The sequence below is a fragment of the Streptomyces sp. NPDC050085 genome (genome assembly GCF_044460595.1).
In the GTDB taxonomy this organism is placed as follows: domain Bacteria; phylum Actinomycetota; class Actinomycetes; order Streptomycetales; family Streptomycetaceae; genus Streptomyces.
The window spans coordinates 145,147-171,232 of record NZ_JBITJZ010000014.1; the positions used below are offsets into that span (position 1 = coordinate 145,147).

Genomic DNA, 26,086 nt, shown 5'->3' on the forward strand with positions numbered 1-26,086 from the left:
AGGTGTGTGCGGGTGAGTGGTCCGTCAGAACTTGATCCCGCCGAGCAGGCTGGCCAGGCTCGCGCCGCCCGCCTTGATGCTCGGGGCGATGGCCGTGCCCGCCAGATAGAAGCCGAAGAGGGCGCAGACCAGGGCGTGCGAAGCCTTGAGGCCGTCCTTGCGGAAGAACAGGAAGACGATGATGCCGAGCAGCACGACGCCCGAGATGGACAGGATCATGAGGGTTCTCCTGGTTGATGGGGACAGTCACCATGAGTTCTTCCAGGCTCACAGCATGTATCTATACGATAAAAGGTGCAAATGGGTGGATTTTTAGAGATTTCACCCAATCGGCAGGCGGCTGGTGAGCCACCCGGGCGTGCTGCCGGACGGTCGTCCGCACTGCTGGTGATCTTTGCCTCGGCGGGGTCGGCTCATGTGCCCCGGCGGGCAGTACTCTGGCGATTCACTCGTACGGCCGCACGGTCGTACCAGCACGCATGCGAAAGGCGGTTCGGCCGATGAGCGAAGCCCCCGACCCGGAGGTCGTGGAGCTGGCCACCAAGATCTTCGACCTCGCCCGCAGGGGCGAGACGGAGGCGCTCGTGGGGTACGTGGACGCGGGCGTTCCGGCCAACCTCACGAACGACCGCGGTGACACGCTCGTCATGCTCGCCGCCTACCACGGGCACTCGGAGGCCGTGCGCGAGCTCCTCGCGCGCGGAGCCGACGCCAACCGCGCCAACGACAAGGGCCAGACCCCGCTCGCCGGGGCGGTCTTCAAGGGCGAGGAGGGCGTGATCCGGGCGCTGCTCGACGGGGGAGCCGATCCGACCGCAGGGACGCCGTCGGCGCTCGACACGGCTCGGATGTTCGGCAAGGCCGAGCTCCTGGAGCTCTTCGGAGCTTCCTGAAGCACCGGCTCTGACCAGGCAAAACGGGGGTGCGGGAAATGTGGTCGCGGCGGGCGGAACCGCTGGGTCATGATGACGGCGTGATTTACGGACGCGACGGCGGGGCAGGTGGTGCCCACGTGCCGCGTGGGCCGTAAGCGGCCCGGATTCGGGCCTTGGACGAGAGGCAGAGAGATGGCTTACAGCAAGCAAAAGACGGCGGGCGCTCCGACGTGTTGTCGCGTGGCCAGGTAGTTGCAGGTTCCCGGTTGCGTCGACGCTTGATGTGAGGCTGTTTCCCATGTTCGAACCGTTCATAGCGCCCAGCGGTACGCTGCTCGGCCTGCTGCAGAGGGGCCGCGGCGACGGCACCCTGCACGCGCTGACGGCGCCGCGGGACGAGGCTCTCGCGGCTCTGAACCACTGTGTCCTGAGCGACCCCCGCCACGACTGGCAGGTGGAGAACCGCTCTCTGTACTACGCCCGTCTCTACCTCGACCTCCACGGCGAGCTCGGGGAGATCGAGCGGCACCTCTTCGATCCCGAGGACGTCCTCGACACCGACGAGTCCCGCACCGGGCTCGCGCTCGCGGTCCTCGGCCACCTCGCCTCGTACGGCAGGCGGGACGCTCTCGAGCTGCTGCGCAGGTACGCGGCGTTCGGCGGCAACTGGGCCTGGGCTCTCGACGAGCTGGCCCTGCGCGACGACGACGCGGGCCTGCGCGCCCTCGCCGAGCCGATCCTCGCCAGATTCCCCGCGGACGCCGAGGCCGACCTCGTCGCCGCCGTCCGCGACGCCTTCGAGCCACGGCCCTGGCGGCTGTGGGCCGAGGATCCGCGGCCCCATGTGGGCGCACGCGTGCGTGCCGCACAGGAGGGCGGCTCCTTCGACCGCTGGCAGCGACAGATGCGGCCGTCGGGGCCGCGCCCCGAGTGGAGCGTGCAGGCCGTCTTCGACTGGGCGCAGGAAGGCTTCGAGCGCGGCGCCGTGCTGTACGTGCCCGCTGCCCGCTGCCTGTCCGCGGTCGCCGGACCCGAGGACCGTGCGCAGATCCTGCGGGCCGCGCAGGACGGCACGGACGGGGCGCGCTGCACCGCCCTGCGCTACCTCTCCGACGCCCACGATCCCGACGTGCTCGATCTCATCGAGGCCGCCGTCGAATCACCCTCACGCCTCGTCGTGGACGCCGCGCTCGACGCCTTCGAGCGGATGCGCAGCGTCGCCTCCGTGGAGCGCGCCCGACGCTGGGCCCCCCGGCCCGACGCGCTCGGGGCCGCGGCCGGCCGGGTGCTCGCCTGCCGCGGCGGTGCCCAGGACAGCGACCTCGTGCTCTGGGCCCTGCGCGAAGCCGTCCGGGGCGACGGGCCCGACGCCCCCACCCTCTGGCCCCTCGTGGACGGCGCCGGACGCCTCGGCATCGCGGGCGCCGCGCCCGTACTGCGCCACGTCTACCGCGAGACCGCCTCGTCCCATCTGCGCGGGCAGGCCGCCCGCGCCCTCGCCGCCACCGACGCCTCCTTCCCCGCGGGCTTCGCGGTCGAGTGCCTGTGGGACTGCGAGGAATCCACCCGCGAGATCGCCGCACGGCACGCCGAGACCGGTGACGCCCGGGTCGTCGACCAATTGCGCAGGCTCGCCGCCGATCCGGCCGAGGAGGCCGAGGTGCAGACCGCCGTCCGCGCCAGGATCGGATCCGACCCGACGACGGCCTTGTGACCGGCGGACGCGACCAGCAGATGCGACCGGTGGGCGTGACCAGCCGATGTGACCGGCTGACGTAGCCGGTTCGTGTACGGGAGGCGGCCCGTCGGTCAGGGGCCGCCTCCCGTTGTTCGCCCTCGTTGCCCCTTGTTTTCCCGGGCGGGGCAACGCTCATGGGACGTTCCTCGCCAGGAAAGATCCACGTTGACGTGGCCACGTCCGGCGCGGCGAGAACTCCCGTATGCGAGTCGTCATCGTGACCGAGTCCTTCCCGCCCGACATCAACGGTGTGGCGCACTGCGCCCTGCAGACCGCGCGGCACCTCGCCGCCCGCGGTCACGACCCCCTCGTCGTCGCCCCGGCCACCGCCGCCGGGCCCGAGGCGGACGCGGGCGCACCCTGCCCGGTCGTCCGCGTACCGTCCCTGCCGCTGCCCGGCTATCCGCAGGTCCGCGTCGCCCTGCCCAGCCGCCGCGTCGCGCAGGCCGTCGCCGCGCACCGGGCCCAACTCGTCCATCTGGCCAGCCCGTTCGTGCTCGGCGTGCGCGGCATGGCGGCCGCCGCGCGGCAAGGGATCCCCGCCGTCGCCGTCTACCAGACCGACCTGGCCGGCTACGCCCGTACGTACATGGGGGCGGGCGAGGCCGCGGCGTGGCGGCGGATCCGGGGCGTGCACGCCGCCGCCGACCGCACCCTCGCCCCGTCCACCGCCGCTCTGCTCGACCTGGAGGCGCACGGGGTGCCCCGGGTCCGCCTGTGGCCGCGCGGGGTCGACGCCCTGCGCTTCCGGCCCGAGCGGCGCGACGACCTGCTGCGGGCCGAACTCGCCCCCGGCGGCGAGCTCCTCGTCGGCTACGTGGGGCGGCTCGCGCCCGAGAAGCAGGTGGAACTGCTCGCCCGCGCGTGTGGGCTGAGCGGAGTACGCGTAGTCGTCGTGGGCGACGGGCCGAGCGAGACGTCGCTGCGCGGCGCCCTGCCCGGCGCCGTGTTCCTCGGGCGGCGCACCGGCGACGAACTCGCCCGGATCTTCGCCTCGTTGGACGTGTTCGTGCACACGGGGCCGTTCGAGACCTTCTGCCAGACCGTGCAGGAGGCCATGGCCAGCGGCGTCCCGGTGATCGCCCCGGCCGCGGGCGGGCCGCTCGACCTCGTCGCGCACGGCAGGACCGGGCTGCTCGTGCCACCGGGAGACGCCGATGCCGTGCGCGACGCCGTGTGGTCGCTGGCCGCCGACCCGGGGCTGCGGGCGGCCTACGGAGCGGCCGGGCGGGCAGCCGTCGCCGGGCGGACCTGGGAGGCCGTCGGGGACCAGCTCGTCGAGCACTACGCCGACGTCCTGCACGCACGGACGGCGGTGGCGGCATGAGCGCGGGGCTGCGCATCGTCCGGCTCGCGAACTTCGTCGCGCCCGCCTCCGGCGGACTGCGCACCGCCCTGCGGGAGTTGGGGACCGGCTACCGCGCCGCCGGGCACGAGCCGGTGCTGATCGTGCCCGGGGAGCGGTTCTCGGACGCGGACAGCGCACAGGGGCGTGTCCTCTCGCTGCCCGGGGCCCTGCTCCCGGGCAGCGGCGGGTACCGCGTGCTCACCGAACGCAGGCGTCTGGCACGGCTGTTGGAGGAGCTGCGGCCCGACCGCCTGGAGGTCTCGGACCGCACGACCCTGCGCTGGACGGGCGAGTGGGCGCGCCGCGCCCGGGTGCCCGCGGTGATGGTCTCCCACGAGACCGCGCACGGCGTCCTGCGCACCTGGGGCCTGCCCGAGGGCGCCGCACGGCGCGCCGCCGACGTGCTCAACTCCCGTACCGCACACGCCTACGCGCGCGTGGTGTGCACCACGGAGTGGGCCGAGCGGGAGTTCGTCCGCATCGGCGCGCGCAACGTCGTCCGGGCGCCGCTCGGGGCCGACCTCGAGCGCTGTCGTCCCGGGGCCGCCGACAGCGGCGTACGAGGGCGGCACGCGCGCGTGGACGAGATTCTGCTCGTCATGTGCACGCGCCTGTCCGTGGAGAAGCGGCCCGGTACCGGGCTCGGCGCGGTGGCCGAGCTGCGCAGGCGCGGTGTGCCGGTGCGGCTGGTCGTCGCGGGGGACGGGCCGCTGCGCACGCGCCTCGAACAGCGGGCACGGACACGGCGGTTGCCCGTCGACTTCCTCGGCCACGTCGTCGACCGGGACGCGCTCGCCGCGCTGCAGGCCGCCGCCGACGTGTGCCTGGCGCCGGGGCCCGCCGAGACGTTCGGGCTCGCCGCGCTGGAGGCGCTGGCCTGCGGCACCCCGGTCGTGGTGAGCGCGTCGTCGGCGCTGCCCGAGGTCGTCGGCGCGGCGGGTGCCGTGGCGGGCGACAGCGGTGCGGCCTTCGCGGACGCGGTGCGGGAGGTGCTGGCGCGGCCCACGCGGCAGCGCAGGGAAGCGGCACGCGCGCGTGCCGAGTGTTTCGGGTGGGGCACCGCCGTGGAGGCGTTCCTCGCGGCTCACGAGGCGCCCGTGCGGGTGCGGGAAAGGGGCACGGCATGAAGGCGCTCAGGTTCGCGGCGCTCGGTGACTCCCTCACCGAAGGGATCGGCGATCCGGTCGACGGCGGGTGGCGGGGCTGGGCCGCACTGCTCTCCGAAGGGCTCGCGCCCGCCGAAGTCCCCGTGGAGTTCCGGAACTTCGCGGTCAGCGGCGCACAGACCTCCGACGTGCGCGGGCGCCAGTTGCCGGATGCGCTCGCGTTCGCGCCCGACATCGTCTCCGTCGTCGTCGGCGTCAACGACACCCTGCGCTGCACCTTCGACATCCACACCGTGGCCGCCCATCTCGACGCGGTCTACGGCGCGTTCGCCGAGCGGGGCGCGGTCGTCCTCACCGCGTGCCTGCCCGACCCCGGCGCGATGCTGGGCCTGCCGGGGGCCCTGGCCCGCCCGCTCGCGCGTCGCCAGCGCGCGGTCAACTCCGTGGTCCACGCCCTCTCCGAACGGCACGGAGCGGTCCATGTGCACGCCGCGGAGGGCGACTGGGTCGCCGACCGCGCCATGTGGAGCGCGGACCGGCTCCACCCGGGGGAGCCGGGACACCGGCTGCTCGCCGCCCGCTTCCATGCCGAACTGACCGCCTCGGGGGCGGCCCGCGGCCCGGCGCCCAGCACCGAACCGGAGTCGCCCGCACCGACCCGTACGGCCGGTTTCTGGTGGTTGGCCACCGCGGGTACCGGTTGGGTGGCCCGGCGCTGCACCGACCTGCTGCCGCAGCTGCTGGCACTCGCGGCCGACGAGGTGCGGCACGGACTGCGCGGCACCAGCGCCCGGCTCGATCTGCGGGCGTCCAGCGGGGTTGCCGCGGCGCTCTCGGCCCTGTCGACGCCCTAGGGCGTGTCTTCAAACTCCCTCCCCCAGCTAACGCTGGGAGGTGCCCCCAGCCTCACGACGCCTGGCACGCACTCTCGCCGCACCGGGCGCAGACCCAAGTACATCCAGTACGAGGGTCGGCACCCGGCACTCCCCCAGCCTTCGGCCGGGGGGACCCCCAGAGCACGCACCAGACGCCGCAAGGCCGCCCTCCGGGCGTGGGGGTCCCCCCGGCCGAAGGCTGGGGGAGGGAGTTTGAAGACACCCCCTAGAAGACGCGGTGCTGGGCGTCGCGCGTGTCCGTGACGAACATGTGCCCCGGCGCGTGCGTGATCGCGAACGGCGGCCGGGACGCCATCACGGCCGCCTGTGGTGTCACGCCGCAGGCCCAGAACACGGGGACGTCGCCCGGCTCGAGGTCCACCGCGTCGCCGAAGTCGGGCGAGCCGAGGTCGACGATGCCCAGCTGGTCCGGGGCGCCGAGGTGCACCGGGCTGCCGTGCACCGCGGGCATCAGCGAACTCTCCCGCACCGCGGCGTCCAGCGACTGCGGCGGCACCGGCCGCATCGACACCACCAGCGGCCCGTGCAGGCGGCCGGCGGGTCGGCACGCGCGCGTGGTGACGTACATCGGCACGTTCTTGTCCTGCTCGATGTGGCGCAGCGGGACCCCGGCCCCGGCAAGGGCCCACTCGAAGGTGAAGCTGCAGCCGATCAGGAACGACACCAGGTCGCCGCGCCAGTGTTCGGCGATGTCGGTCGGCTCGGCCACCAATTCGCCGTCCCGCCAGACCCGGTAGCGCGGCAGATCCGTGCGCAGATCGGCGCCAGGCGCGAGCACCGTCGTCCAGGAACCGGCGTCGGTGACGTCCAGGACGGGGCACGGCTTCGGGTTGCGCTGGCAGAACAGCAGCATGTCGTAGGCCCAGTCGGCCGGTACGGCGATCAGGTTCGCCTGCGTGTGTCCGCGCGACCAGCCCGCGGTCGGGGTGCTCGCTCCCGCGCGGAAGTGGGTGCGGGCGCGGGACGGGGACCAGGTGGCGGTGCGTTCTTCCGTACGGGGCACAGGAGTTCCTCCCATGGAGCCGGTGAGCGCGGGACGGACAGAAGGGGCCCGGTGCCGGGTCTGCCCGGAAGGCCAAGGTAGAGGATCGTTGAACAATCCCTCAATACCTACGTTGTTTCGTTCTTCCCGGTGCGCTTGAATTCGGCCGTGGCCACCGAAGATCTGAACGCACTCGCCGACGACCGCGCGCTGCTGGGCCGCACCAGCACCGCCGAGCGCGTCGCGGACATCCTCAGGAGCCGGATCGCCGACGGGTTCTTCCCGCCGGGCACCCGCCTGTCGGAGGACAGCATCGGCGGCGCCCTTGGGGTGTCCCGCAACACCCTGCGCGAGGCCTTCCGGCTGCTCACGCACGAGCGTCTTCTCGAGCACCGGCTCAACCGGGGCGTCTTCGTGCGCGTCCTGAGCGTCGACGACGTCAAGGACATCTACCGGACCCGGCGCATGATCGAGTGCTCCGTCGTGCGCTCCCTCGGCACGCCCCCGTACGCCCTCGACCGGGTCGCCGCCGCCGTCGCCGACGGGCAGCGCGCGGCCAAGGCGCGCGAGTGGAAGGGCGTCTCGACCGCCAACATCCACTTCCACCGGGAGCTCGTCGCCCTCGCGGGCAGCGAGCGCACCGACGAACTGATGCGCAGCGTCCTGGCCGAACTGCGGCTCGCCTTCCACGTCGTGGACGATCCGCGCGGCCTGCACGAGCCCTACCTCGCACGGAACCTCGCGATCGTCGAAGCGCTGCAGGCCGGCCGACGGGACGAGGCGGAGGCACTCCTCGCGCAGTACCTCGACGACTCCCGCGACGGTCTCGTCCAGGCGTACGGGCACCGGGTACCGGCCGATCGATAGCCGACCGAGGCCCGGCCGTTTGCCGACCGAGGTCCGGCTGGTGGCCGACCGGCAGTCGATCGGCAGTCGATCGGTCGCCGTCCCGTCGCCGTCCCTTCGTCGTCCGGGAGCCACCGTCGCATCTGCGTCGTTTCGACCGTTGTCAGACCCAGCGCCTAGTCTGTGCTCCGTGACTTCGCCTGCCACCACGGAATCCGTTCCGCCCCAGCTCAGCGCGGGGCCGCGCCCCGCACCGGGGCCGGCCGCCGACGAAGGACTCGCGCGGCGGCTCCGCGCGCTCGCCTGCACCGCGCCGCTGCACGACCTCGACGTGCGCAAGGCCAATCTCGCGGGCGAGTACTCGACGTACGGGATGGCCGAGGTGGCCCTCTCCGCGATCGACCTCGTCACACTGAACATGGACTTCGACACGGGCGCCGACCACGACCAGATAGTGGCTCGCCTGGTGCCCCGCATCGCCGCGCAGGCCCCCCAGCGCCCCACCGCCGAGCACGAGCGCGTCGCCCGCTGGGTCCTGGAGAACCTGATCAACGTCGGCAGCGTGGACCGCGGATTCCGCGCCGTGTACGGCACGTTCGCGACGGACGGCTCCTATGTGCGCCGTGACTACGACTTCAAGCTGATCGAGGAGGTCCCGGGCTACGGGGGCGGCGTCTACCTCCGCACCACCGACGAAGCGGTGAACGTCCTCGTCGGCGCGCTCGACACCGACGTCACCAGCGCGCAGATCGCCGCCGAGGTGAAGCTGGAGGTCCTGATCAGCCGCGGCCGCCTCGCGGACGCCCAGCTCGCCGCCGAGCAGGCCCGCTACCGGACCGTGCAGTACTCGGAGACGCTGCGCAAGGCGCTGGACGCCACGCGCCGCAATGTGCGAGCCGTCGACTGGCTGCGGGCCGTGCCCGACATGATCGCCGAGGCCCTCGACCACGTCGCCGACCGCTACCGCCACGAGAACGCGATCCTGACGAACATCCGCAAGGCGCGCGACGAGTCCGAGGACCCCGAGCAGAAGCGCCGCGCCGCCGAGCTCGTGGACATCGTCAAGGACTGCATCCGTCGCCACACGCAGCTGCAGTCGCGCCTGCTCGAGGCCGGGCCGCTGTTCCGTGCCGAGCAGGACCGGCAGGCCTTCGCCGCGCCCACCGCGCGCGCGGGCCTCGATCTGTACGGGCAGCTGGTCGCCCCGCTGCTGCCGCTGCCCGTGGAGAGCGCGCTCAAGGTGACCGACACCTTCTTCGCCCACGGCACCGGGCTGCGCACGCCCGTGTCCGTACGCGTCGGCGACCTCGTCGACATACTGCTGACGCCGCCCATGGAGCGTGAGCACCTCGGCGCCGAGATGCCCGAGCCCGACCTCATCGCGACCCCGGACGACAGCCGCTTCAGCGAGGAGCAGCTCGCGCACGCCAAGGAGCTGCTCGACCTGCCCGCCGACGCCCCGCGCCGACTGTCGGGACTGCTCGCCGACGCCCGTAGGCGCGACCCCGAACTGCCGTACCTGGTAGCCCTGTTGTCGGTCCACGCGGCGAGTCCCGCGGTCGGCACCGCCTACCGGCAGGGCGAGGAGAAGCTGCTGTTCGCCGTCGACGACGGCACCGAACTGGACGACCCCGAGTTCGGCGGCGCCGACCTCATCGTGGGCACCGCGCTGCTCGACGCCGTCGGGATGGCCGCGGACCGGACGGAGGCGGCGTGACGTACCCAGAAATGATCAAGGAGCACCGCCCGTGACCGAGCACCCCGAAGAGCACGCCGAGTGGGGCGAGCCCGAGGCCGCCGGCTCGGGCTCGGTGAAGACCGCCGCTCCCGTCACGCCCGCCGACGCCGCCGACGCGGCCCGGCTCGTCGCCTTCGGCCTGCAGCCCAAGCTCCAGCCGTCCCGTGACCAGGAGTACCAGGAGCTGCTGCGGCGCTACCGGGAGGACCCGGCGTTCGCCCGGCTCGCCGACGCCGTCGCCTCCGGGCTCGGCCTCGTCGTCCTGGAGGTGTCCCCGCGCGCGGGGATGGCCGTCACCGCCGCCGAGGACTCCGTGTTCGCGGTCCGCATGGGCGACTACGCACGCAAGGCGGCCACCGACTCGACCGACCGCTTCCTGCACGGCCTCGCCCACCTCGCCGTCGCCGCGCTCGCCTTCCCGCGCCCCGAGGACCTCGCCGACGACGGCTACATCGGGCGGGTCAGTGTCAACGGGGTGGACGCGTTCGTCCGCCAGGCCTGCCGCAGGCTGGAGGAGCGCGCCGAGGAGACGGGGGAGAACACCGACCCGGCCACCGACGCCCCCGGCCTCGAAGCGGCCTGGCGGATCTGGGCCCGGCGCAGCTCCACCGGCGCGACCAAGGACACCCGCCGCCTCGCCAGCTCCACCACCGGCATCGTCGGCAAGGCCCTCGCGTTCCTGACCGACTCCGGGTTCCTGCAGAGAACCGGCGACGACGGCGGCGGCACGTACCGCACCACCGCCCGCTATCAGCTGCAGGTCCGCGACATGGCCGGTACCGCCGCCATGGGCGAACTGCTCGAGCTCGGCGTCGTCCCCGTCACCGACGGGTCGGCCAGCCTGGTGCCGCCGATGGAGGAGGACGCGGGCGAGCTCGTCGCCGACGCGGGCCTGCCGTTCCACGCGTAGCCACCCCAGTCACCCCAGTCACCCCAGTCGTCTCACGTTCCGTACCTACCACGAGAGTCCGCCATGTACGAGCTGTCCCGGGTTCGCCTCTACTCCATCGGTCCTGCCGGTGCGCGCTATGCCGACACCGTGCTCGACCTGCGGGGCGTCGGCGCGCCCGTGCCCGACCCGGCCCCCACCCAGGCGGAGTTCTTCGCGGACGAGCCGGTCGGCCCGCCGCGTCGCCCGGCGCCCGCCGGCGTGCTCTTCCTGGAGAACGGCGGCGGCAAGTCGGTCCTGCTCAAGCTGATCTTCTCCGTGATGCTGCCCGGCCACCGGAACACGCTGGGCGGTGCCAGCTCCGGTGTGCTGCGCAAGTTCCTGCTCGCCGACGACTGCGGACACGTCGCCCTGGAGTGGCAGCACACGCTCACCGGTGAATGCGTCGTGGTCGGCAAGGTGAGCGAGTGGCGGGGGCGTCAAGTCTCCAACGACCCGCGGAAGTTCGCCGAGGCCTGGTACTCGTTCCGGCCCGGCCCGGGCCTGAGCCTGGACTCCCTGCCCGTCGCCGAGTCGACGGCCGTGCGCCCCTCCGCCGAGGGCGCCTCCGGCGCACAGGGGCGGCGCCGCACCATGAAGGGCTTCCGGGACGCGCTCACCGAGGCCGTCAAGGCGTACCCCCACCTGGAAGTGCACTGGGAAGAGATCCACGACCGGTGGAACGAACACCTCGGTGACCTCGGTCTCGACCCCGAACTCTTCCGCTACCAGCGGGAGATGAACGCGGACGAGGGCGAGGCCGCGGGACTCTTCGCGGTCAAGAAGGACTCCGACTTCACCGACCTGCTGCTGCGCGCCGTCACCGACACCCGCGACACGGACGGCCTCGCCGACCTGGTCAGCGGGTTCGGGAACAAGCTGGGAAGGCGCGCCGAGCTGATCGCCGAGCGCGACTTCACCGCCGGCTCCGTCGACCTGCTCACCCGCATCGTCGAAGCCGCCGACACCCGGGCACGCGCGCGGGACATCCACACCGCGGCCGAGCGCCGTACGCGGACACTCGCGAAGCGGCTCTCCGCCCGCGCCGCCGTCGAGCGCGGCCGCGCCGGAGACCTCGCCCAGCAGGTCACCGCCGCCGGGCACACCGTCACCGAGGCCGAGTCCGCGCGCGACCGCAGCTCCCTGATCGCCGCCGAACTGGCTTATCGGCACGCCTCGTTGGCCCTCGCGGGCGCCGAGAAGGCCGCGGCCGCGCAGAAGCGCGAGCTGGCCGACGCCCGCACCCTGCACGCCGCCTGGCAGGCCGCCGAGGCCGTCCTTCGCCACCGTGCCGCCGCCGACCGCTCCGCGCGCGTGGCCGTCGCCATCCGCGAGGCCGAGCGCGACGCCGCCCCCGCGCTCGCCGCCCGCGCCAAGGCCGCCTCCGAACTCGTCCGGGCCCTGCACAGCGCCGCCGAGAAGGCCGAGCAGCACGCGAACGAGGGCGAGGAGCGCTCCGCCGTCCTCCAGGAGGCGGGCGAGACCGCGCACCGCGACGCGACCGCCGCCGCCACCGAGGCCCAGCGCGCCCGCAGCGAGCTCGGCCACCTGCGCCAGCGCCTCGCCGAGGTCGAGCAGGAGACCGCCGAGGCCGTCCGCGCCGGCTGGCTCGACGACAGCGCGCCCGACGCCGACCCGGCCCGCGCCGCGCTCGCCGCGTCCGACGCGGAGAAGTCCACCGTCGCCGCCTGGGACACCGCCCGTGAGGCAGCCCGACGGGCCACCGAGCACGCGCGCGAGGCCGCCGCCGCGGAGGCGCGCGCCGAGCTGACCGCGGCCCGCGCCGCCGACGCCGCGAGCGCCGCGGAGCACGCGTACCGCGCCGACGAGCGGGCCGCCGCCTCCCTCGCCGCCGAGGAGCGCCTGGCCGAACTGCTCGGCGTGGACGGCCCGTTGAGCACTCCGGAGAGCGCGGGCTTCCCCGGCGCCGTGCGTGCCCGCGCCGAGGCCGCCGACGCCCCGCTCACCGCCGAGGACCTCGACCGGGCCGCCGACGACCTCAAGACCCTGCTCGACGACTCCGTCGCCTCCGCCGAGCGGCAACTGTTCGAGCTGCGCACGGCCGCCGCCGACGACTCCCGCATCCTCGGCGCCCTCGGCGACGGCGGACTGCTACCGCCGGGCCGTGACGTGACGGCCACCGTCGAGTTCCTCGGCGAGCAGGGCATCCCGGCCCTGCCGGGCTGGCGCTACCTCGCGCAGTCCGTCGACCCGGCCGACCACGCGCGCGTGCTCGCCGCCCGGCCCGAGCTGGTCGACGGCGTCGTCATCACCGACCCCGACTCCCACGTCCGGGCCCGCGAAGCCCTCGCCGGTGCCGCCCTGCTGCCCCGCTCCGCCGTCGCCGTCGGCACCGCCGCCGCGCTGCTCGCCCCCACCCCGGCGGAGAACAGGTCGTCCACCGAGGACACAGCCGTCTTCCTCGTCCCGCCGAACCCGGCGATGCACGACGAACACGCAGCCGACGAAGAGCGACAGGCACTACGCGCGCGTGCGGCCCAGCGCGACGAGGACATCCGCACCCTCGCCGGACGCCTCGCCAAGGACCGCGAGCTGACCGCCCGGATCGGCTCCTGGCGCTCCGGCTGCCCGGCGGGCCGCCTCGCCGAACTGGCCGCAGCGGCACGGGAAGCCCGCACGTTCGCCGAGGAGGCCGAGGCCGAGCTGGCCGAGGCCCGCACCGTGCGCGCCGAGGCCGACGAGTCCGCCGCCGAGGCGACCCGCGTCCGCGACGAGCGGCAGGAAGCGGCCCAGAAGGCGCGCCGCGCCGCCGACGCGCTCGCGGGCCTCGCCTTCCGCCTCCGCGAGCGCGCCGCCTGGCAGGCCAAGGTCCGCGAACTCGCCGACGAGGCCGTCGAGTCGGAGGCTCGCGCCCAGTCCTGCCTGGAGCACGCCCGCGCCGCCGACGAGGACCGGCGCGCCGCCCAGCGCGCCGCCGACGACGCCCACCGCACCGCCCGGACCCTGCGCGCCGAGCGCGCCGAGATCGCCGGCGCCCCCGACGACGTACCCGAAGGGGACGCTCCCAAGGCGTCGCTGCCCGCGCTCCGCGAGGCCTACCGCGCCGCCTCCCAGGTGTACGAAAAGGTCGGCGTCGGCGCCGACCTGAGGGCCGAGCAGGCCCGCGCGGAGAGCGACGAGTCCGCCGCGCTCGCCGAGTTGACCCGGCTCAGCAACAAGGTGCGTACGCGCGCCGCCGCTCTCCTCGAGTCACCCGAAGGAGCCGACGGCCCGTCCCGGCAGGCCGCCGCGGCCCGCGCCGACGAGCACGTCCAGCTCCTGGAGACCCGCGCCTCCACGGCCAGCGAGCAGCTCGGCCGACTGCGCGGCGAGGCCGAGCGGCACGCGCCCGAGGACGGCGAGGCCCACACCGACCTGCCCGAGGAGCTCGTCCCGCGCGACACCGAGCACGCGCAGGCCCTGCTGCGCACCGCCACCACCGAACTCGCCGTGCGCACCGACGCGTTGAGCACCGCACGCGCCGCGCACAGCGAGCTGCTCGACGCCCACCGGGCCGCCGAGGACGGGGCGGGCGGCTTCGACGAGACCGCGGCGCTCCTGCGCGACCTGCTGCGCGACCACACCGCCGAGAGCGAGGAGCAGGACCAGCCCGAGCCGCACACGGGCACCCTGGAAGAGGCCCGCACGGCCGCCGCCGAGACCCGCCGCTCCCTGCGCGGCTGTTCCGCCGACCTGTCCGCCGCCGAGGCAGCGGTCCGCGAGGCGAGCGACATCCTCGTACGGCATGCGAACTCCACGCGCTACGAGCAGGTGCGCACGCCCGCGCGCCAGCAGATCCGTGAGCTGCCCGCAGCCGCGCTGCCGGAGCACGCGCAGAAGTGGGCGGACGCGTTCGCGCCCCGACTGCGGGTGCTGACGGACGAGTTGGCGCAGCTGGAGCGGAACAGGGACTCGATCGTGGACCGGCTGCGGGGGCTCGTGGAGTCCTCGCTCGCCACCCTCCGCTCCGCCCAGCGGTTGTCCCGGCTTCCCGAAGGGCTCGGCGAGTGGTCGGGCCAGGAGTTCCTGCGGATCCGCTTCGAGGAGCCCGACCAGGCCACCCTCACCGAGCGGCTCGGCGAGGTCATCGACGAGGCGACCCGCGCGGCCGTGAAGAAGAACTCCGACCTGCGGCGCGACGGCATGTCCCTGCTGCTGCGCGGCGTCGGCGCCGCCCTGGAGCCCAAGGGCGTCGCCGTCGAGATCCTCAAGCCGGACGCGGTGCTGCGCGCCGAGCGCGTCCCCGTCGGGCAGATGGGCGACGTGTTCTCCGGAGGGCAGTTGCTCACCGCGGCCATCGCCCTGTACTGCACGATGGCCGCGCTGCGGTCGAACGACCGGGGACGCGACAAGCACCGCCACGCGGGCACGCTCTTCCTCGACAACCCCATCGGCCGCGCCAACGCCACGTACCTCCTTGAGCTCCAGCGCGCCGTGTCCGACGCGCTCGGCGTCCAACTCCTGTACACCACGGGCCTGTTCGACACGACGGCGCTCGCCGAGTTCCCGCTCGTGATCCGGCTGCGCAACGACGCGGACCTGCGCGCGGGCCTGAAGTACATCAGCGTGGAGGAGCATCTGCGCCCGGGCCTGCCGCAGCAGTACGCAGACGGGGCTGGGGAGACGGTGCACGGTGAGATCACGGCGACCCGGATGTTCAAGCGGCCCGCGGACGACCCTGAGGGCGACGAGGTCTAACCGATCCGCTCGCGGACCCACGCGTGGAAGGTCCCGATGTGGTGCTCGCTCGGGACCAGGACGCCGCCGTCGCGGTACGCGCGTGACGCCATGGCGGGCTGGGTGCGTTCGCACGCGGCGAAGTCCTGGGCGTTCACGCGGTGGAACAGCTCGACCGACTTCGACACGTCGGCGCCGGACGCCACGACGTCGGGTGCGTACAGCCAGTCGCACTCGACGACGGTACGGTCCTCGGCCAGCGGGAACATGCGGTGCAGGATCACGTGGTCCGGCACCAGGTTCACGAAGACCGTTGGCTTCACGGTGATCGCGTAATAGCGGCGGTCCTGGTCATCGGCGACCTCGGGCAGCGCGGCGAAGCCCTCGCTGCCGTCGACCGTGAACCCCTTGACGCCGTCCCCGAACGCGGCGCCGTGCCCGACGTAGTACTGCGCGGCGTAACCCTGTGCGAACTCCGGCAGGACATCGGTGAGTTCGGGGTGGATCGTCGCGCAGTGGTAGCACTCCATGAAGTTCTCGACGATCAGCTTCCAGTTGGCGCGCACGTCGTACGTGATCCGCTTGCCCAGGGCGAGCCGGTCGGTGCCGTAGTGGTCGATCGCGGCCACGCTGCCGAGCCGCTCGACCGCCGCGCCGAGCACCGTCTCCTCGAACGACGGCGGTTCGTCGGCCAGGCACACCCACGCGTACCCGAGCCACTCCCGCAGCGCGACCTTGACCAGGCCGTACGCGGCGCGGTCGACGTCCGGCATCGTCACGAGGTTCGGCGCCGCGATCAGCTTCCCTTCGAGGTCGTACGTCCACGCGTGGTACGGGCACTGCAGCGCGCGCCGCACCTGCCCCTGCTCCTCGGTGCACAGCCGGGCGCCGCGGTGCCGGCAGACGTTGAGGAACGCGCTGAGGGCGCCGGAGCGGGAGCGCGTGACGAGGACGTTCTCGCGGCCGACCTGGACCGTGCGGAACGCGCCCGGCCGGTCGAGATCGGCGCTGCGCACGGCGCAGAACCACATGCGCTCGAAGATCCGCTCCTGCTCGGTGCGGAAGAGCCCGGGGTCGGTGTAGTAGCGGCCGGGAAGCGTGGCCACCAGGCTCGGTGGCAGGGGGAGCGTCGGCACGGCGGACTCCTCAGACGGCGGGCGCGGCGGTCGGCCGGCGCGGGTCGAACAGCTCGATGGGGTGCTCGGTGGTGCCGGTCAGCGCCAGATCGGCGACGATCTCCCCGACGACGGGCACGAACTTGAAGCCGTGCCCGGAGAACCCGCAGGCCACGGTCACCGAATCCGGGTGCGCGGGATGTCGGGCGATGACGAAGTGCTCGTCGGGCGTATTGGAATACATACAGGTCGCGGCCTTGAGGAAGGTGCCGGGCAGGGCCGGTATGCAGCCCGCCATGTGGTCCGCCATGGCCCGGACCTCGTCGTCGTGGACCGTGCGGTCGATGGTCTCAGGGGTGCACTCCGCGCCGTTGCGGAAGAAGGCCACCTTGGCGCCGAGGGCGGGCCCGTCGATGGCGGGGAACCCGTAGACCTGCACGCCGGCCGCGTCCTCCCACACGTAGATCGGATGCTTCTCGGGCACGAACGGGCCCACCCCGGTGCTCGGCTGGAACCAGTACATGACCTGCCGCTCGATGGTGAACGGGACCCCGAGGTCGGTGAGCAGCTGCGGCGCCCAGGCGCCCGGGCAGATCACCAACTGCCCTGCCGTGTATGTGTTCTCGGCTGTGTGGACCCGCACGCCGCCGCCCGCGCAGGGCTCCCAGCGGGTCATCGGCTCCTCGAACCGCAGCTCGGCGCCGGCCCGCGCGGCGAGCTGGAGGTGGGCGGCGACCATGTTCTCCGGGCGGACGAGCCCGGCCTTCTCCTCGTACAGGGCGATCTCGTCGTCCTGCGGCGCCAGCGTCGGGAAGCGGCGCCGGAGCTCGGTCGCGTCGAGCAACTCGTGCGGCAGGTCCCACTTTTCGGCCGAGCGCAGCGAACCCGCGACCGTGCGCGAGTCGGGCCGGCCGACCATGACGCCGCCGCACAGCGTCGCGATGTCACGGCCGGTGGCCCGCTCCAGGTCCTCGTACAGCTCGTAGGCGCGCAGCAGCAGCGGGACGTACGCAGGATCCTCGAAGTACGACTGGCGCGTCACGCGTGAACCGCCGTGGCTGGAGCCGCGGTTGTGCACCGGTCCGAACTTCTCCAGACCGAGCACGCGCGCCCCGCGCGCGGACAGGTGGTGCGCGGCGGCACTGCCCATGCCGCCGAGGCCGATCACGATCACGTCGTAGGTGGGGGACATGTCCCGGGCCTCCCGAGGCAGTGGGGCGTTCAGCGGCGGATGCGGGTCATCTTCGGGTCGAACAGGGGCTCTTCGGCGACGGTCGCCGGGACCTTCTCGCCGAAGTACTCGACCTCAACGTCGGTCCCGGCCGGCAGCGGCGGCAGCCAGGCGTACGCGACGCAGCGGCCGAGCGTGTACCCGTACGCGGCGCTGGTCACGTATCCCGAGGGCACCCCGCCCACGTACACCGGCTCCTTCCCGAGGACCACGGCCGCCGGGTCGTCGAGCAGCAGCGGCGTCAACCGGCGTGCCACGGGCGGAAGTTGTTCGAGGGCCGCACGGCCGAGGAAGTCACCCCGGTCGAGCCGGACGGCGAAACCGAGCCCCGCCTCGTACGGGCTGTGCTCCTCGGTCATGTCGACGCCCCACGCGCGATAGCCCTTCTCCAGGCGCAGGCTGTTGAACGCCGACCGCCCGGCCGCGACCACGCCGAGCTCCTGCCCCGCGGCCCACAGCGTGTCCCACAGCCGCAGCCCCAGATCGGCGGTGGTGTACAGCTCCCAGCCGAGCTCGCCCACGTAACTGACGCGCAGCGCGGTGACCGGGACGTGCCCGATGTACGTCTCCTTGGCGCGGAAGTAGCCGAAGGCCTCGTGCGAGAAGTCGTCCCGGGTCAGCGGTTGGACGAGGGCGCGGGCGAGCGGGCCCCACACGCCGATGCAGCAGGTGCCGGAGGTGATGTCGCGGATGTGGACGTCGTCGGGCGCGTGACGCTCCAACCACACCTGATCGGCCGGGGAGTTGGCGCCCACCTGGAACCGCTCGGGCGCGAGCCGGGCCACCGTCAGGTCCGAGCGGACGCCGCCCTTCTCGTCGAGGAGCAGGGTGTACGTCACCGCGCCCGGCTTCTTCGCGACGTTGTTGGTCGTCATGTGCTGCAGGAACGCGGGCGCGCCCGGCCCCGTGACCTCCAGGCGGCGCAGCGGCGTCATGTCGTACAGGGCGACCCGCTCGCGCGTGGCCCTGGCCTCCGCGGCGACGACGGGGGACCAGTACCGGGCCGACCAGGCATCGCGCGCGGGGACCTTGGTGGACTCGCTGTTCTCGCCGACCAGCGGGGCGTTCGCCTCGTACCAGTGCGGGCGCTCCCAGCCGCCGCCCTCCAGGAAGTACGCGCCGAGTTCCTGCTGGCGGGCGTGGAACGGGCTGACGCGCAGCGGCCGCGGCTGCTCCATCGGCTGCAGCGGGTGCAGGACGTCGTACACCTCGATGAACTGCTGCGCCCCGCGGTCGTGCACGTACGCCGGCGAGCGCTGCGCCTCCTCGAAGCGGTGTACGTCGCATTCGTGCAGGTCGAGGCTTGCGTGGCCGTCGACGATCGACTCGGCGACCGCGCGCGCGACGCCTGCCGAGTGCGTCACCCACACCGCTTCCGCGAGCCAGAAGCCGCGCAGCGCGCGGGACTCGCCGAGGACCGGCATGCCGTCGGGCGTGAAGGAGAAGACGCCGTTGAAGCCGTCGTCGACGGCGGCGTCACGCAGGGCGGGCATCAGGGACCGGGCATCCTCCCAGCTGGGCGCCCAGTCCTCTTCGGTGAACGGGAACGACGACGGCATGTCCAGGTCCCGGGCGCGCGCCTCGTCGTAGGGGAGCACGGCGAACGGGTCGACGGGCAACGGCCGGTGGGCGTAACTGCCGATGCCCAGGCGGTCGTTGTGCTCGCGGAAGTACAGATCGCGGTCCTGGAAGCGGAGGATCGGCTTCGAGGCCTCGATGCGGGGGCCGTTCGCGGCGGCGAGTTCCGGCAGCGGTCCGGTCCGCGCGTACTGGTGGGCGAGCGGGAGGAGCGGGACCTCGACGCCCGCCATGCGGCCGATGACCGGGCCCCAGAAACCGGCCGCGGACACGACGTGGGTGGCGGGGAACGTGCCGCGGTCCGTGACCACAGCGGTGACCCGGCCGTCCTGCTGCTCGATGCCGGTGACGGTGTGGCGGTCGAGGAAGCGGGCGCCTCGGCCCTGTGCGCGCCGCAGTTGGGCGAGGGCGGCGGGTACGGCGTGAGCCAGGCCGTCGTTGGGGGTGTGGAAGCCGCCGAGAATCATCGATTCATCGACAAGTGGCCACAGTTCCTTGCAGCGGGCGGGCGTGACCAGTTCCCCGCGTACGCCCCAGGAGGCTGCCCAGCCCGCCTTGCGGTGCAGGTCGGCCCAGCGTCCGGGGGTGGTCGCGAGCTCCAGGCCGCCGACCGGGGTGAAGCAGGAGCGGCCGTCCGCTTCGAGCGCGGAGAACTTCTCCACGGTGTACCGGGCGAACGCGGTCAGCGTCCTGGACGGATTGGTCTGGAAGACCAGCCCCGGGGCGTGCGAGGTCGAGCCGCCGGGGGCGGGGAGCGGACCCTGTTCGAGGACGGTGACGTCGTGCAGGCCGCGCGCGGTGAGCTCGTCGGCGAGCGAGCATCCGACGATGCCGGCGCCGATGACGACGACCTTGGGGGAGTCGGACTGCGGTGCGCTGGTCATGCCCCTCCTGAGTCTCCATGACATGAGCGGCTGTTGCGTATCGCGGGAGCCATTGCGTGATGAGAGACGATGGGAGACATAGTGGGAACGCCATCAAGACGCCGTCAAGGGGCGGGAGTTAAGCCTTGGCAAAACGGGGCGGCGCCATGAAACGCGCCCGAAACGCGCGCACGCGGAGCCGCCCCGAATCCTGAACCGGTCGGCTCCGCGTGCGCGAAGGGCGCCATGGGCGCGAAGGCGTCAGAGGCTGTGCCCCATCCGACGGGACAGCTCGGCCGCCGCCGCCACGGTGCGCTTGGCCAGCGCGGGCAGGCTGTCCTCGGTCAGTCGGAAGGCGGGGCCGGACACGCTGATCGCCCCGACGACCTTGCCGTCGTGCGCCCGGGCGGGCGCGGCGACCGCGGCGAGACCGCGCTCCAACTCCTCGACGGCCACGGCGAATCCCTGCTCCCGCACCGCGTCCAGCTCGGTGCGCAGCGCGCTCGTGCCGGTGACCGTGTGCTCGGTGAAACGCGGCAGCGTGCGCGCGAGCAGCCCCTCCCGCAGCACCTGCGGCTGGTGCGCGAGCAGCACCTTGCCGCTGGAGGTGGCGTGCAGCGGGGTGCGGCGGCCCAGCCAGTTCTGCGCGGTCACGGACGCGGCGCCCCGCGCCTGCATGATGTTGACCGCCATGTCCTCGTCGAGCACCGCGATGTTCACCGTCTCGCCCAGCTCGTCCGCCAGTTCACGACAGACGGGCGCGCCCTCCTGCGAGATGTCCAGGCGCACCGCCGCCGCCCCGGCCAGGCGCAGCATCCCCGCGCCCAGGTAGTACTTGCCGCGGTCCTTGGCCTGCCCGACCAGGCCCCGGTTCTCCAACACGCCGAGCAGGCGGAACGCGGTGGACTTGTGCACGCCCAACTCGTCGGCTATCTCGGTGACTCCGGCCTCCCCGTGCCGCGCGAGGGACTCGAGGACGCTCACGGCACGGTCCACCGACTGGACGGCGCCGACCCCGCCCTTGGCCGGTCTGTCCGCGCCCGCCACGCCCTTCGGATCCGATGCGCCCGGCTCAACCTGCAGTTGCTTGCGGGTCATAGCTCAACTCTCACCACCTGGCGGCCCGTGGGCAGGCCGCATCTTCGAGAAGCCCTTGACGCGACGGCCGCCCGACCGGATTCTGTTGCGCATAGCGCTACTTCGAGCGCCATGTGAAACATCATGTTACCGAAGAGTCCTGGACCCGGAGGGGGCCCGTGATTCCCGTCTGCCGCCTCGAAGACCTCCCCGTCGGTGAGTCCGCCCGCATCGACGCCGTCCCGCCCATCGCCGTCTTCCACGCGGAGGACGGGGAGTTGTACGCCATCGACGACACCTGCACCCACCAGGACGCGTCGCTGTCCGACGGCTGGCTGGAGGGCTGTCAGGTCGAATGCCCGCTCCACGCGGCTTCATTCGATCTCCGCACCGGGCAGCCGGTCTGCCTGCCGGCCCGCCGTCCCGTGCGCACGCACCGGGTCACCGTCGAGGACGGCGTGATCCATGTCCATCCGGCGACCGCCGAGGAGGGCAGCGCCGCGTAGCCGTACGCCCCGTCCCTTTACGGCCGCGGGCCGTACGACCCGTCTCTGTACGTCCGCGTGGCCGTACGACCCGTCCCCGTGCGGCCGCGTAGCTGCACCGGCGAGCCCCGTGCGGCCGCGCAGCCGTACCGGCGAGCCCCGTACGAAGGTCAGCCGTGCGTCAACTGCCCGGTCCCGCCCGGCCTCCGTATGCTCTCCGGCGCCCGTCGCGCCGCCCGGCGGGCCTGGCGCCGCTCCTTGCGCAGTCGCCGGGCCGTGCTCGCCGGGACTGAGACGACCCCGTTCCGCTGGTTCCACACCTGGCGCGTCACCCAGACGTCCAGCACGGCCCACGTCGCCACCACCGTGCTGCCCACGCTGCTGAGCACCATGGGGAACGCCAGCCAGGAGTCGGCGAGCGTGCACAGGAACGCGACCATCGCCTGTATCAGGGTGAGCGCGACGATGAGGACGGCCCGCACTGCCGCCGTCCGCACAGGGTCGGGCATCCGGCGCCGCTTCGCCGGCTCCTCGACCCACAGCTCCCGCCGCTCCGCCGTACTCATCGCCACGTCACTCCCCACCGCTCCCGGGCCCTCGCCTCGATGCCCCTGCACTGGCCTGCACAGTGACTGCCCGGTTTGCTCTGCTTTACGCCACGGTGAGGTCGACCTGTCATGAGGACGAACGGGAACCGGGAAAGATTCCCAGAATCGGGCAACTGCCCCGGATGGGAAGGAGAGAGCGAATATTTCCGGCCAACTGCACGGTGGGAGTGTCCGATTGTGAGCGTCTCACGGTACGGAATTCCCGGGATGCAATCTCCCCTCATGCCCGGACAACTCATGACGTCCTCACCGGTGTTGAGTCGAACGGCATCCGGACAGCCCTTCGAGTTGCTCCTGTCTCAGTAGTAGGCTCACGCCGTTTGTTGACGCACATGTGTGCCCCTGTCCGCACGGGGCCGATCTGGGGGAGGCCATGCGCTTTCGCGGGAAGTCCATCCGCCGGAAGATCGTGGCGTTGCTGCTCGTGCCGCTCTTGTCGCTCACAGCGATCTGGGCCTTCGCCTCGGTGATCACAGGCCGCGCCGCCGTACAGCTGCTCGACGCAGGCCGGGCTGCCGACGCGATCGGCTATCCGCTGGTCGACGCGGGACGCGCCCTGCAGGCCGAGCGCCGGCAGACCCTCGTCTATCTCGCCGATCCGCGCGCCTCCGACGCCCAGTCGACCCTGCGGACCCGGCGCTCCGCCGCCGACGAGCAGATGTCGCGCATCAAGCAGAAGGCTCAAAACGGCGACGTCCGCGACGAGTTGGACAGCGACGCGCGCTCCGCGCTCGACTCCGCCGTCGAGGGGTTCGAGGGCATCGAGTCGCTGCGCCGCAACGTCGACGACGGCACCGTCAGCCGCGTGCAGGCCCTGACCGACTACACCCGGCTGATCCAGCCGACGTACGACTTCCTCCTCGAGCTGACCGCACTCGACGACGCCAAGGTCGAGCGGCAGGGCCGGGCGATCGTCGGCGTCATCAAGGCGCGCGAACTCCTTTCCCAGGAAGACGCGTTGGTCGGCTCCGGCCTCCTCACCGGCAGTCTGGACAAGGACGAGCTGCGCCAGGCCTCCGACCTCGTCGCCCAGCGGAGCATCCTGTACGACACCAGCCTCGCGCTGCTGCCGGAGAACGAGCGCCTGCGCTTCGAGCGGTACTGGCGCGGCCCCGACACCACCCCGCTGCGCATCGCCGAGAACGCCGTGGTGAGCGCCTCGCCGGGCACCCCCAAGGGCGTCACGTCCGCGAGCTGGGACAAGGCCGCGGGACACGTGCTCGATCAACTCGTCGACCGCAACACCGATGCCGCCGAGCGCTACCAGGACCGGGCCAGGCCCGTCGCCGTCCAGGTGTTCGTCAGGGCCGGCATCGCCGGGGTCCTCGGTCTGCTCGCGCTGCTCGTCTCCCTGTTCATGTCGATGCGCATCGGCCGGAGCCTCGTCCGCGACCTGCGACGCCTGCGCATGGAGGCCCACGAGGCCTCCGGCGTCCGGCTGCCGGGCGTGATGCGCCGCCTCGCCGCGGGCGAGGAGGTCGACGTGGAGACCGAGGCCCCGCGCCTCGAGTACGACAAGGACGAGATCGGGCAGGTCGGCCAGGCCCTCAACACGCTGCAGCGGTCCGCCGTCGAAGCGGCCGTGAAACAGGCCGAGTTGCGCCGCGGCGTCTCCGAGGTGTTCGTCAACCTCGCCCGTCGCAGCCAGGTCCTGCTGCACAAGCAGCTCACCCTGCTCGACACCATGGAGCGCAGGACCGAGGACACCGACGAACTCGCCGACCTCTTCCGCCTCGACCATCTGACCACCCGCATGCGCCGGCACGCGGAGGGTCTCGTGATCCTCTCCGGGGCCGCCCCCTCCCGGCAGTGGCGCAAGCCCGTGCAGCTCATGGACATCGTGCGGGCCTCCGTCGCCGAGGTCGAGGACTACGAGCGCATCGAGGTGCGCCGCCTGCCGCGGATCGCCGTCACCGGGCCCGCCGTCGCCGACCTCACCCACCTCGTGGCCGAACTCCTGGAGAACGCCACGGTGTTCTCGCCGCCGCACACCGCGGTCCAGGTCCTCGGCGAACGCGTCGCCAACGGCTTCACCCTGGAGATCCACGACCGCGGCCTCGGCATGGCGGCGGACGCCCTCCTGGACGCCAATCTGCGGCTCGCGGAGACTCCCGAGTTCGAACTGTCCGACACCGACCGGCTCGGCCTCTTCGTCGTCAGCCGCCTCGCCCAGCGGCAGAGCGTCCGCGTCTCCCTGCAGCCGTCTCCGTACGGGGGCACGACCGCCGTCGTCTTCCTTCCGGACGCGCTGCTCACGGACGCGCCCGACACCGAGGGCGCGGGGTTCCGCCTCGACCGGCCCGACGCCGTGCTGCGCGCCAAGCCTGCCGGGCTCGCCACGTCCGACGGACTGCCGGGTCTGCCCGGCCTGCCGGCCTCCGTGCTCGACGGCCCCGTCGAGCTGGAAGCGCCGCTGACCACGTCCGACATGACCGCGTTCCCGGGCGCTCTCGGCGACGAGGACAGCGAGCGCGGCGACCTGTTCCGCCCGCGCCGCCCGGTCGCCGGAATCCCCGGCGAGCAGCACGCGCAGGCCGACGACGCGGTCGACGCCGACGGCGGCCACGGCGGGGAGCGCGCCACGACGCCGGACGGACTCGTGCCGCTGCCGCGCAGGCGTGCCCCCAAGCTCGTCAGCTCCCACGGCCGACCCGTCACCCGGACCCGGGCGGTGCCGCTCGACCGAGGCGTCGGGGAACCGGGCGAGCAGCACGACCGCGACGGCGCCGACGGGCTGCGCGCGACACCGCCGACGCCCCTGGCCGACCTGCCGAGGCGGCGGGCCCGGGGCACGGCACCCGCAGCGCCTGCCGCGCCCGGCGTCCCCGCCGGGACCGAGCGGCCGGACGCGCCTGCCGAGGGCCTGCCCAAGCGCGTACGACAGGCCAATCTGGCACCGCAGTTGAAGGACGGACCCGATCTGCGCGGCGACCGCGCGACGGGCCGCGACGAGACAGTCTCCGCATCGCCCGCCGACCGGGACGCCGACGAGGTGCGCAGCCGGATGGCCTCGCTCCAGCGCGGTTGGCAGCGCGGCCGCGCGGAGAACGCGGAGAACGAAGAGAGCACGGCGAGCGCCGAGAGTGACCAGAGCGCCGACGGCACAGCACAGGGAACGACTTCTGAGGGGGACGGTCGATGACCGCACCGAAGGCCGGCGCGCACACCACGAACGGCGGTTCCGGGGAGCTGAACTGGCTCCTGGACGACCTGGTCGAGCGTGTCGCCAGCATCCGCAAGGCGATCGTGCTCTCCGGCGACGGACTGCCGACGGGGGTCTCGCAGGACCTCAGCCGGGAGGACAGCGAGCACCTCGCCGCCGTCGCCTCCGGGTTCCACAGCCTCGCCAAGGGGGTCGGCCGGCACTTCGACGCGGGCGGAGTGCGGCAGACCGTCGTCGAACTCGACGACGCCTTCCTGTTCGTCACCGCGGCGGGGGACGGCAGCTGCCTCGCGGTCCTGTCCGACGCGGACTCCGATGTCGGCCTCGTCGCCTACGAGATGACCCTGCTGGTCAAGCGGGTGGGCGCACATCTGGGGACGGCTCCGCGCACGGACCTGCCCGCCGGGGGGTAGTGGGTCGGCATGAGCGCAGACGGGGAGCAGACGCAGGAGACGCACCACTGGTTCGACGACGACGCCGGGCCGGTGGTCCGTCCGTACGCCATGACGCGCGGCCGCACCAGCAGCGCGGCCCAGCACCGGCTCGACCTGATCGCGGTCGTCGTCGCCCAGGTCCGCGGCGGCGCCGACCCGGTGGCCGACCAGACCCTGTCGCCGGAACACGTCGACATCGTCGAACTGTGCCGTGACAGCCCGCAGTCGGTCGCCGAACTCGCCGCGGAACTCGACCTCCCCATAGGCGTGGTCCGCGTCCTCATAGGTGACCTGGTGGACGACGAACTGGTCCATGTGACCCGTCCGGTACCGCCCGCCGAACTGCCGGACGAGAGCATCCTGCGCGACGTCATCGACGGCCTCAGGGCCCTCTGAAG

General features: G+C 73.1%; 20 protein-coding genes. 13 read left to right on the plus strand and 7 right to left on the minus strand.

Going from position 1 to position 26,086, the window contains the following annotated elements:
* Positions 1-24: 24 nt before the first annotated feature.
* Positions 25-219 carry a hypothetical protein gene (locus ACIBUY_RS35320; RefSeq protein WP_018534760.1) on the minus strand — a complete coding sequence of 65 codons (195 nt, stop codon included), beginning with the start codon at positions 217-219 and terminating at the stop codon, positions 25-27.
* Positions 220-500: 281 nt separating this feature from the next.
* Here ACIBUY_RS35320 and ACIBUY_RS35325 point away from each other — a divergent pair, with 281 nt between their 5' ends.
* The 5 genes from ACIBUY_RS35325 to ACIBUY_RS35345 all read left to right on the plus strand — a co-directional run bounded on the left by ACIBUY_RS35325 (position 501) and on the right by ACIBUY_RS35345 (position 5,921).
* Positions 501-893 (plus strand): ankyrin repeat domain-containing protein, encoded by a 393-nt coding sequence (locus ACIBUY_RS35325; protein ID WP_399154826.1) that lies wholly within the window; start codon positions 501-503, stop codon positions 891-893.
* 280 nt (positions 894-1,173) lie between these two features.
* On the plus strand, positions 1,174-2,589 hold the full coding sequence (locus tag ACIBUY_RS35330) for a HEAT repeat domain-containing protein (RefSeq protein ID WP_365575270.1): 1,416 nt from the start codon (positions 1,174-1,176) through the stop codon (positions 2,587-2,589).
* A gap of 226 nt (positions 2,590-2,815) precedes the next feature.
* Positions 2,816-3,940 (plus strand): glycosyltransferase family 1 protein, encoded by a 1,125-nt coding sequence (locus ACIBUY_RS35335; RefSeq protein ID WP_365575267.1) that lies wholly within the window; start codon positions 2,816-2,818, stop codon positions 3,938-3,940.
* Positions 3,937-5,088, plus strand: a complete 1,152-nt coding sequence (locus tag ACIBUY_RS35340) for a glycosyltransferase (protein WP_399154827.1) — start codon at positions 3,937-3,939, stop codon at positions 5,086-5,088. Before ACIBUY_RS35335 ends, ACIBUY_RS35340 begins: the two co-directional genes overlap by 4 nt.
* Complete coding sequence (locus ACIBUY_RS35345) at positions 5,085-5,921, plus strand: SGNH/GDSL hydrolase family protein (RefSeq protein ID WP_365575261.1); 837 nt, start codon at positions 5,085-5,087, stop codon at positions 5,919-5,921. The genes ACIBUY_RS35340 and ACIBUY_RS35345 overlap by 4 nt, the downstream gene beginning before the upstream one ends.
* Before the next feature lie 247 nt (positions 5,922-6,168).
* Here ACIBUY_RS35345 and ACIBUY_RS35350 read toward each other — a convergent pair whose 3' ends face one another.
* The gene (locus ACIBUY_RS35350; RefSeq protein ID WP_399154828.1) at positions 6,169-6,981 is read right to left on the minus strand and encodes a putative hydro-lyase; all 813 of its coding nucleotides are present in this window, start codon (positions 6,979-6,981) and stop codon (positions 6,169-6,171) included.
* Positions 6,982-7,113: 132 nt separating this feature from the next.
* Between ACIBUY_RS35350 and ACIBUY_RS35355 the strand changes: the two genes are divergently transcribed.
* From ACIBUY_RS35355 to ACIBUY_RS35370, 4 genes are all read left to right on the plus strand, one after another.
* Complete coding sequence (locus ACIBUY_RS35355) at positions 7,114-7,812, plus strand: GntR family transcriptional regulator (RefSeq protein ID WP_365575255.1); 699 nt, start codon at positions 7,114-7,116, stop codon at positions 7,810-7,812.
* Positions 7,813-7,981: 169 nt separating this feature from the next.
* Positions 7,982-9,508 carry a hypothetical protein gene (locus ACIBUY_RS35360; protein ID WP_399154829.1) on the plus strand — a complete coding sequence of 509 codons (1,527 nt, stop codon included), beginning with the start codon at positions 7,982-7,984 and terminating at the stop codon, positions 9,506-9,508.
* Between the two features lie 31 nt (positions 9,509-9,539).
* Positions 9,540-10,439 carry a hypothetical protein gene (locus ACIBUY_RS35365; protein WP_399154830.1) on the plus strand — a complete coding sequence of 300 codons (900 nt, stop codon included), beginning with the start codon at positions 9,540-9,542 and terminating at the stop codon, positions 10,437-10,439.
* A 63-nt stretch (positions 10,440-10,502) separates the two neighbouring features.
* The gene (locus ACIBUY_RS35370) at positions 10,503-15,155 is read left to right on the plus strand and encodes a hypothetical protein (RefSeq protein WP_399154831.1); all 4,653 of its coding nucleotides are present in this window, start codon (positions 10,503-10,505) and stop codon (positions 15,153-15,155) included.
* Here ACIBUY_RS35370 and ACIBUY_RS35375 read toward each other — a convergent pair.
* The 4 genes from ACIBUY_RS35375 to ACIBUY_RS35390 form a co-directional block, all read right to left on the minus strand.
* Positions 15,152-16,270, minus strand: coding sequence for an aromatic ring-hydroxylating dioxygenase subunit alpha (locus tag ACIBUY_RS35375; RefSeq protein WP_365575246.1), 1,119 nt, complete (start codon positions 16,268-16,270; stop codon positions 15,152-15,154). The genes ACIBUY_RS35370 and ACIBUY_RS35375 overlap by 4 nt on opposite strands.
* 10 nt (positions 16,271-16,280) lie before the next feature.
* The gene (gene solA / locus ACIBUY_RS35380; RefSeq protein WP_365575244.1) at positions 16,281-17,441 is read right to left on the minus strand and encodes an N-methyl-L-tryptophan oxidase; all 1,161 of its coding nucleotides are present in this window, start codon (positions 17,439-17,441) and stop codon (positions 16,281-16,283) included.
* Between the two features lie 29 nt (positions 17,442-17,470).
* The gene (locus ACIBUY_RS35385) at positions 17,471-19,942 is read right to left on the minus strand and encodes an FAD-dependent oxidoreductase (RefSeq protein WP_399154832.1); all 2,472 of its coding nucleotides are present in this window, start codon (positions 19,940-19,942) and stop codon (positions 17,471-17,473) included.
* Positions 19,943-20,182: 240 nt separating this feature from the next.
* Positions 20,183-21,019: an IclR family transcriptional regulator gene (locus ACIBUY_RS35390; RefSeq protein WP_399154833.1), complete on the minus strand. Its 837-nt coding sequence runs from the start codon at positions 21,017-21,019 to the stop codon at positions 20,183-20,185.
* A 158-nt stretch (positions 21,020-21,177) separates the two neighbouring features.
* Here ACIBUY_RS35390 and ACIBUY_RS35395 point away from each other — a divergent pair, with 158 nt between their 5' ends.
* The gene (locus ACIBUY_RS35395; protein ID WP_399154834.1) at positions 21,178-21,504 is read left to right on the plus strand and encodes a bifunctional 3-phenylpropionate/cinnamic acid dioxygenase ferredoxin subunit; all 327 of its coding nucleotides are present in this window, start codon (positions 21,178-21,180) and stop codon (positions 21,502-21,504) included.
* 149 nt (positions 21,505-21,653) lie between these two features.
* Here ACIBUY_RS35395 and ACIBUY_RS35400 read toward each other — a convergent pair whose 3' ends face one another.
* Positions 21,654-22,112, minus strand: a complete 459-nt coding sequence (locus ACIBUY_RS35400) for a hypothetical protein (protein WP_399154845.1) — start codon at positions 22,110-22,112, stop codon at positions 21,654-21,656.
* A gap of 352 nt (positions 22,113-22,464) precedes the next feature.
* Between ACIBUY_RS35400 and ACIBUY_RS35405 the strand changes: the two genes are divergently transcribed.
* Genes ACIBUY_RS35405 through ACIBUY_RS35415 form a run of 3 tightly spaced genes read left to right on the plus strand, consistent with a single transcriptional unit; the run spans position 22,465 to position 26,084 of the window.
* Positions 22,465-25,233 carry a nitrate- and nitrite sensing domain-containing protein gene (locus ACIBUY_RS35405; RefSeq protein ID WP_399154835.1) on the plus strand — a complete coding sequence of 923 codons (2,769 nt, stop codon included), beginning with the start codon at positions 22,465-22,467 and terminating at the stop codon, positions 25,231-25,233.
* A complete protein-coding gene (locus ACIBUY_RS35410) occupies positions 25,230-25,667 on the plus strand; it encodes a roadblock/LC7 domain-containing protein (protein ID WP_365575229.1) in 438 nt (145 codons plus the stop codon). The genes ACIBUY_RS35405 and ACIBUY_RS35410 overlap by 4 nt, the downstream gene beginning before the upstream one ends.
* Before the next feature lie 9 nt (positions 25,668-25,676).
* A complete protein-coding gene (locus ACIBUY_RS35415; protein ID WP_365575226.1) occupies positions 25,677-26,084 on the plus strand; it encodes a DUF742 domain-containing protein in 408 nt (135 codons plus the stop codon).
* Positions 26,085-26,086 lie beyond the last annotated feature (2 nt).

Bases quoted from the DNA above. Each gene is read 5' to 3' on its own strand.
- ACIBUY_RS35370 (WP_399154831.1), top strand. From the start codon at position 10,503: ATGTACGAGCTGTCCCGGGTTCGCCTCTACTCCATCGGTCCTGCCGGT.
- ACIBUY_RS35340 (WP_399154827.1), top strand. From the start codon at position 3,937: ATGAGCGCGGGGCTGCGCATCGTCCGGCTCGCGAACTTCGTCGCGCCC.
- ACIBUY_RS35325 (WP_399154826.1), top strand. From the start codon at position 501: ATGAGCGAAGCCCCCGACCCGGAGGTCGTGGAGCTGGCCACCAAGATC.
- ACIBUY_RS35410 (WP_365575229.1), top strand. From the start codon at position 25,230: ATGACCGCACCGAAGGCCGGCGCGCACACCACGAACGGCGGTTCCGGG.
- ACIBUY_RS35390 (WP_399154833.1), bottom strand. From the start codon at position 21,019: ATGACCCGCAAGCAACTGCAGGTTGAGCCGGGCGCATCGGATCCGAAG.
- ACIBUY_RS35335 (WP_365575267.1), top strand. From the start codon at position 2,816: ATGCGAGTCGTCATCGTGACCGAGTCCTTCCCGCCCGACATCAACGGT.
- ACIBUY_RS35330 (WP_365575270.1), top strand. From the start codon at position 1,174: ATGTTCGAACCGTTCATAGCGCCCAGCGGTACGCTGCTCGGCCTGCTG.
- ACIBUY_RS35350 (WP_399154828.1), bottom strand. From the start codon at position 6,981: ATGGGAGGAACTCCTGTGCCCCGTACGGAAGAACGCACCGCCACCTGG.
- ACIBUY_RS35320 (WP_018534760.1), bottom strand. From the start codon at position 219: ATGATCCTGTCCATCTCGGGCGTCGTGCTGCTCGGCATCATCGTCTTC.
- ACIBUY_RS35385 (WP_399154832.1), bottom strand. From the start codon at position 19,942: ATGACCAGCGCACCGCAGTCCGACTCCCCCAAGGTCGTCGTCATCGGC.
- ACIBUY_RS35345 (WP_365575261.1), top strand. From the start codon at position 5,085: ATGAAGGCGCTCAGGTTCGCGGCGCTCGGTGACTCCCTCACCGAAGGG.
- solA (WP_365575244.1), bottom strand. From the start codon at position 17,441: ATGTCCCCCACCTACGACGTGATCGTGATCGGCCTCGGCGGCATGGGC.
- ACIBUY_RS35405 (WP_399154835.1), top strand. From the start codon at position 22,465: ATGCGCTTTCGCGGGAAGTCCATCCGCCGGAAGATCGTGGCGTTGCTG.
- ACIBUY_RS35415 (WP_365575226.1), top strand. From the start codon at position 25,677: ATGAGCGCAGACGGGGAGCAGACGCAGGAGACGCACCACTGGTTCGAC.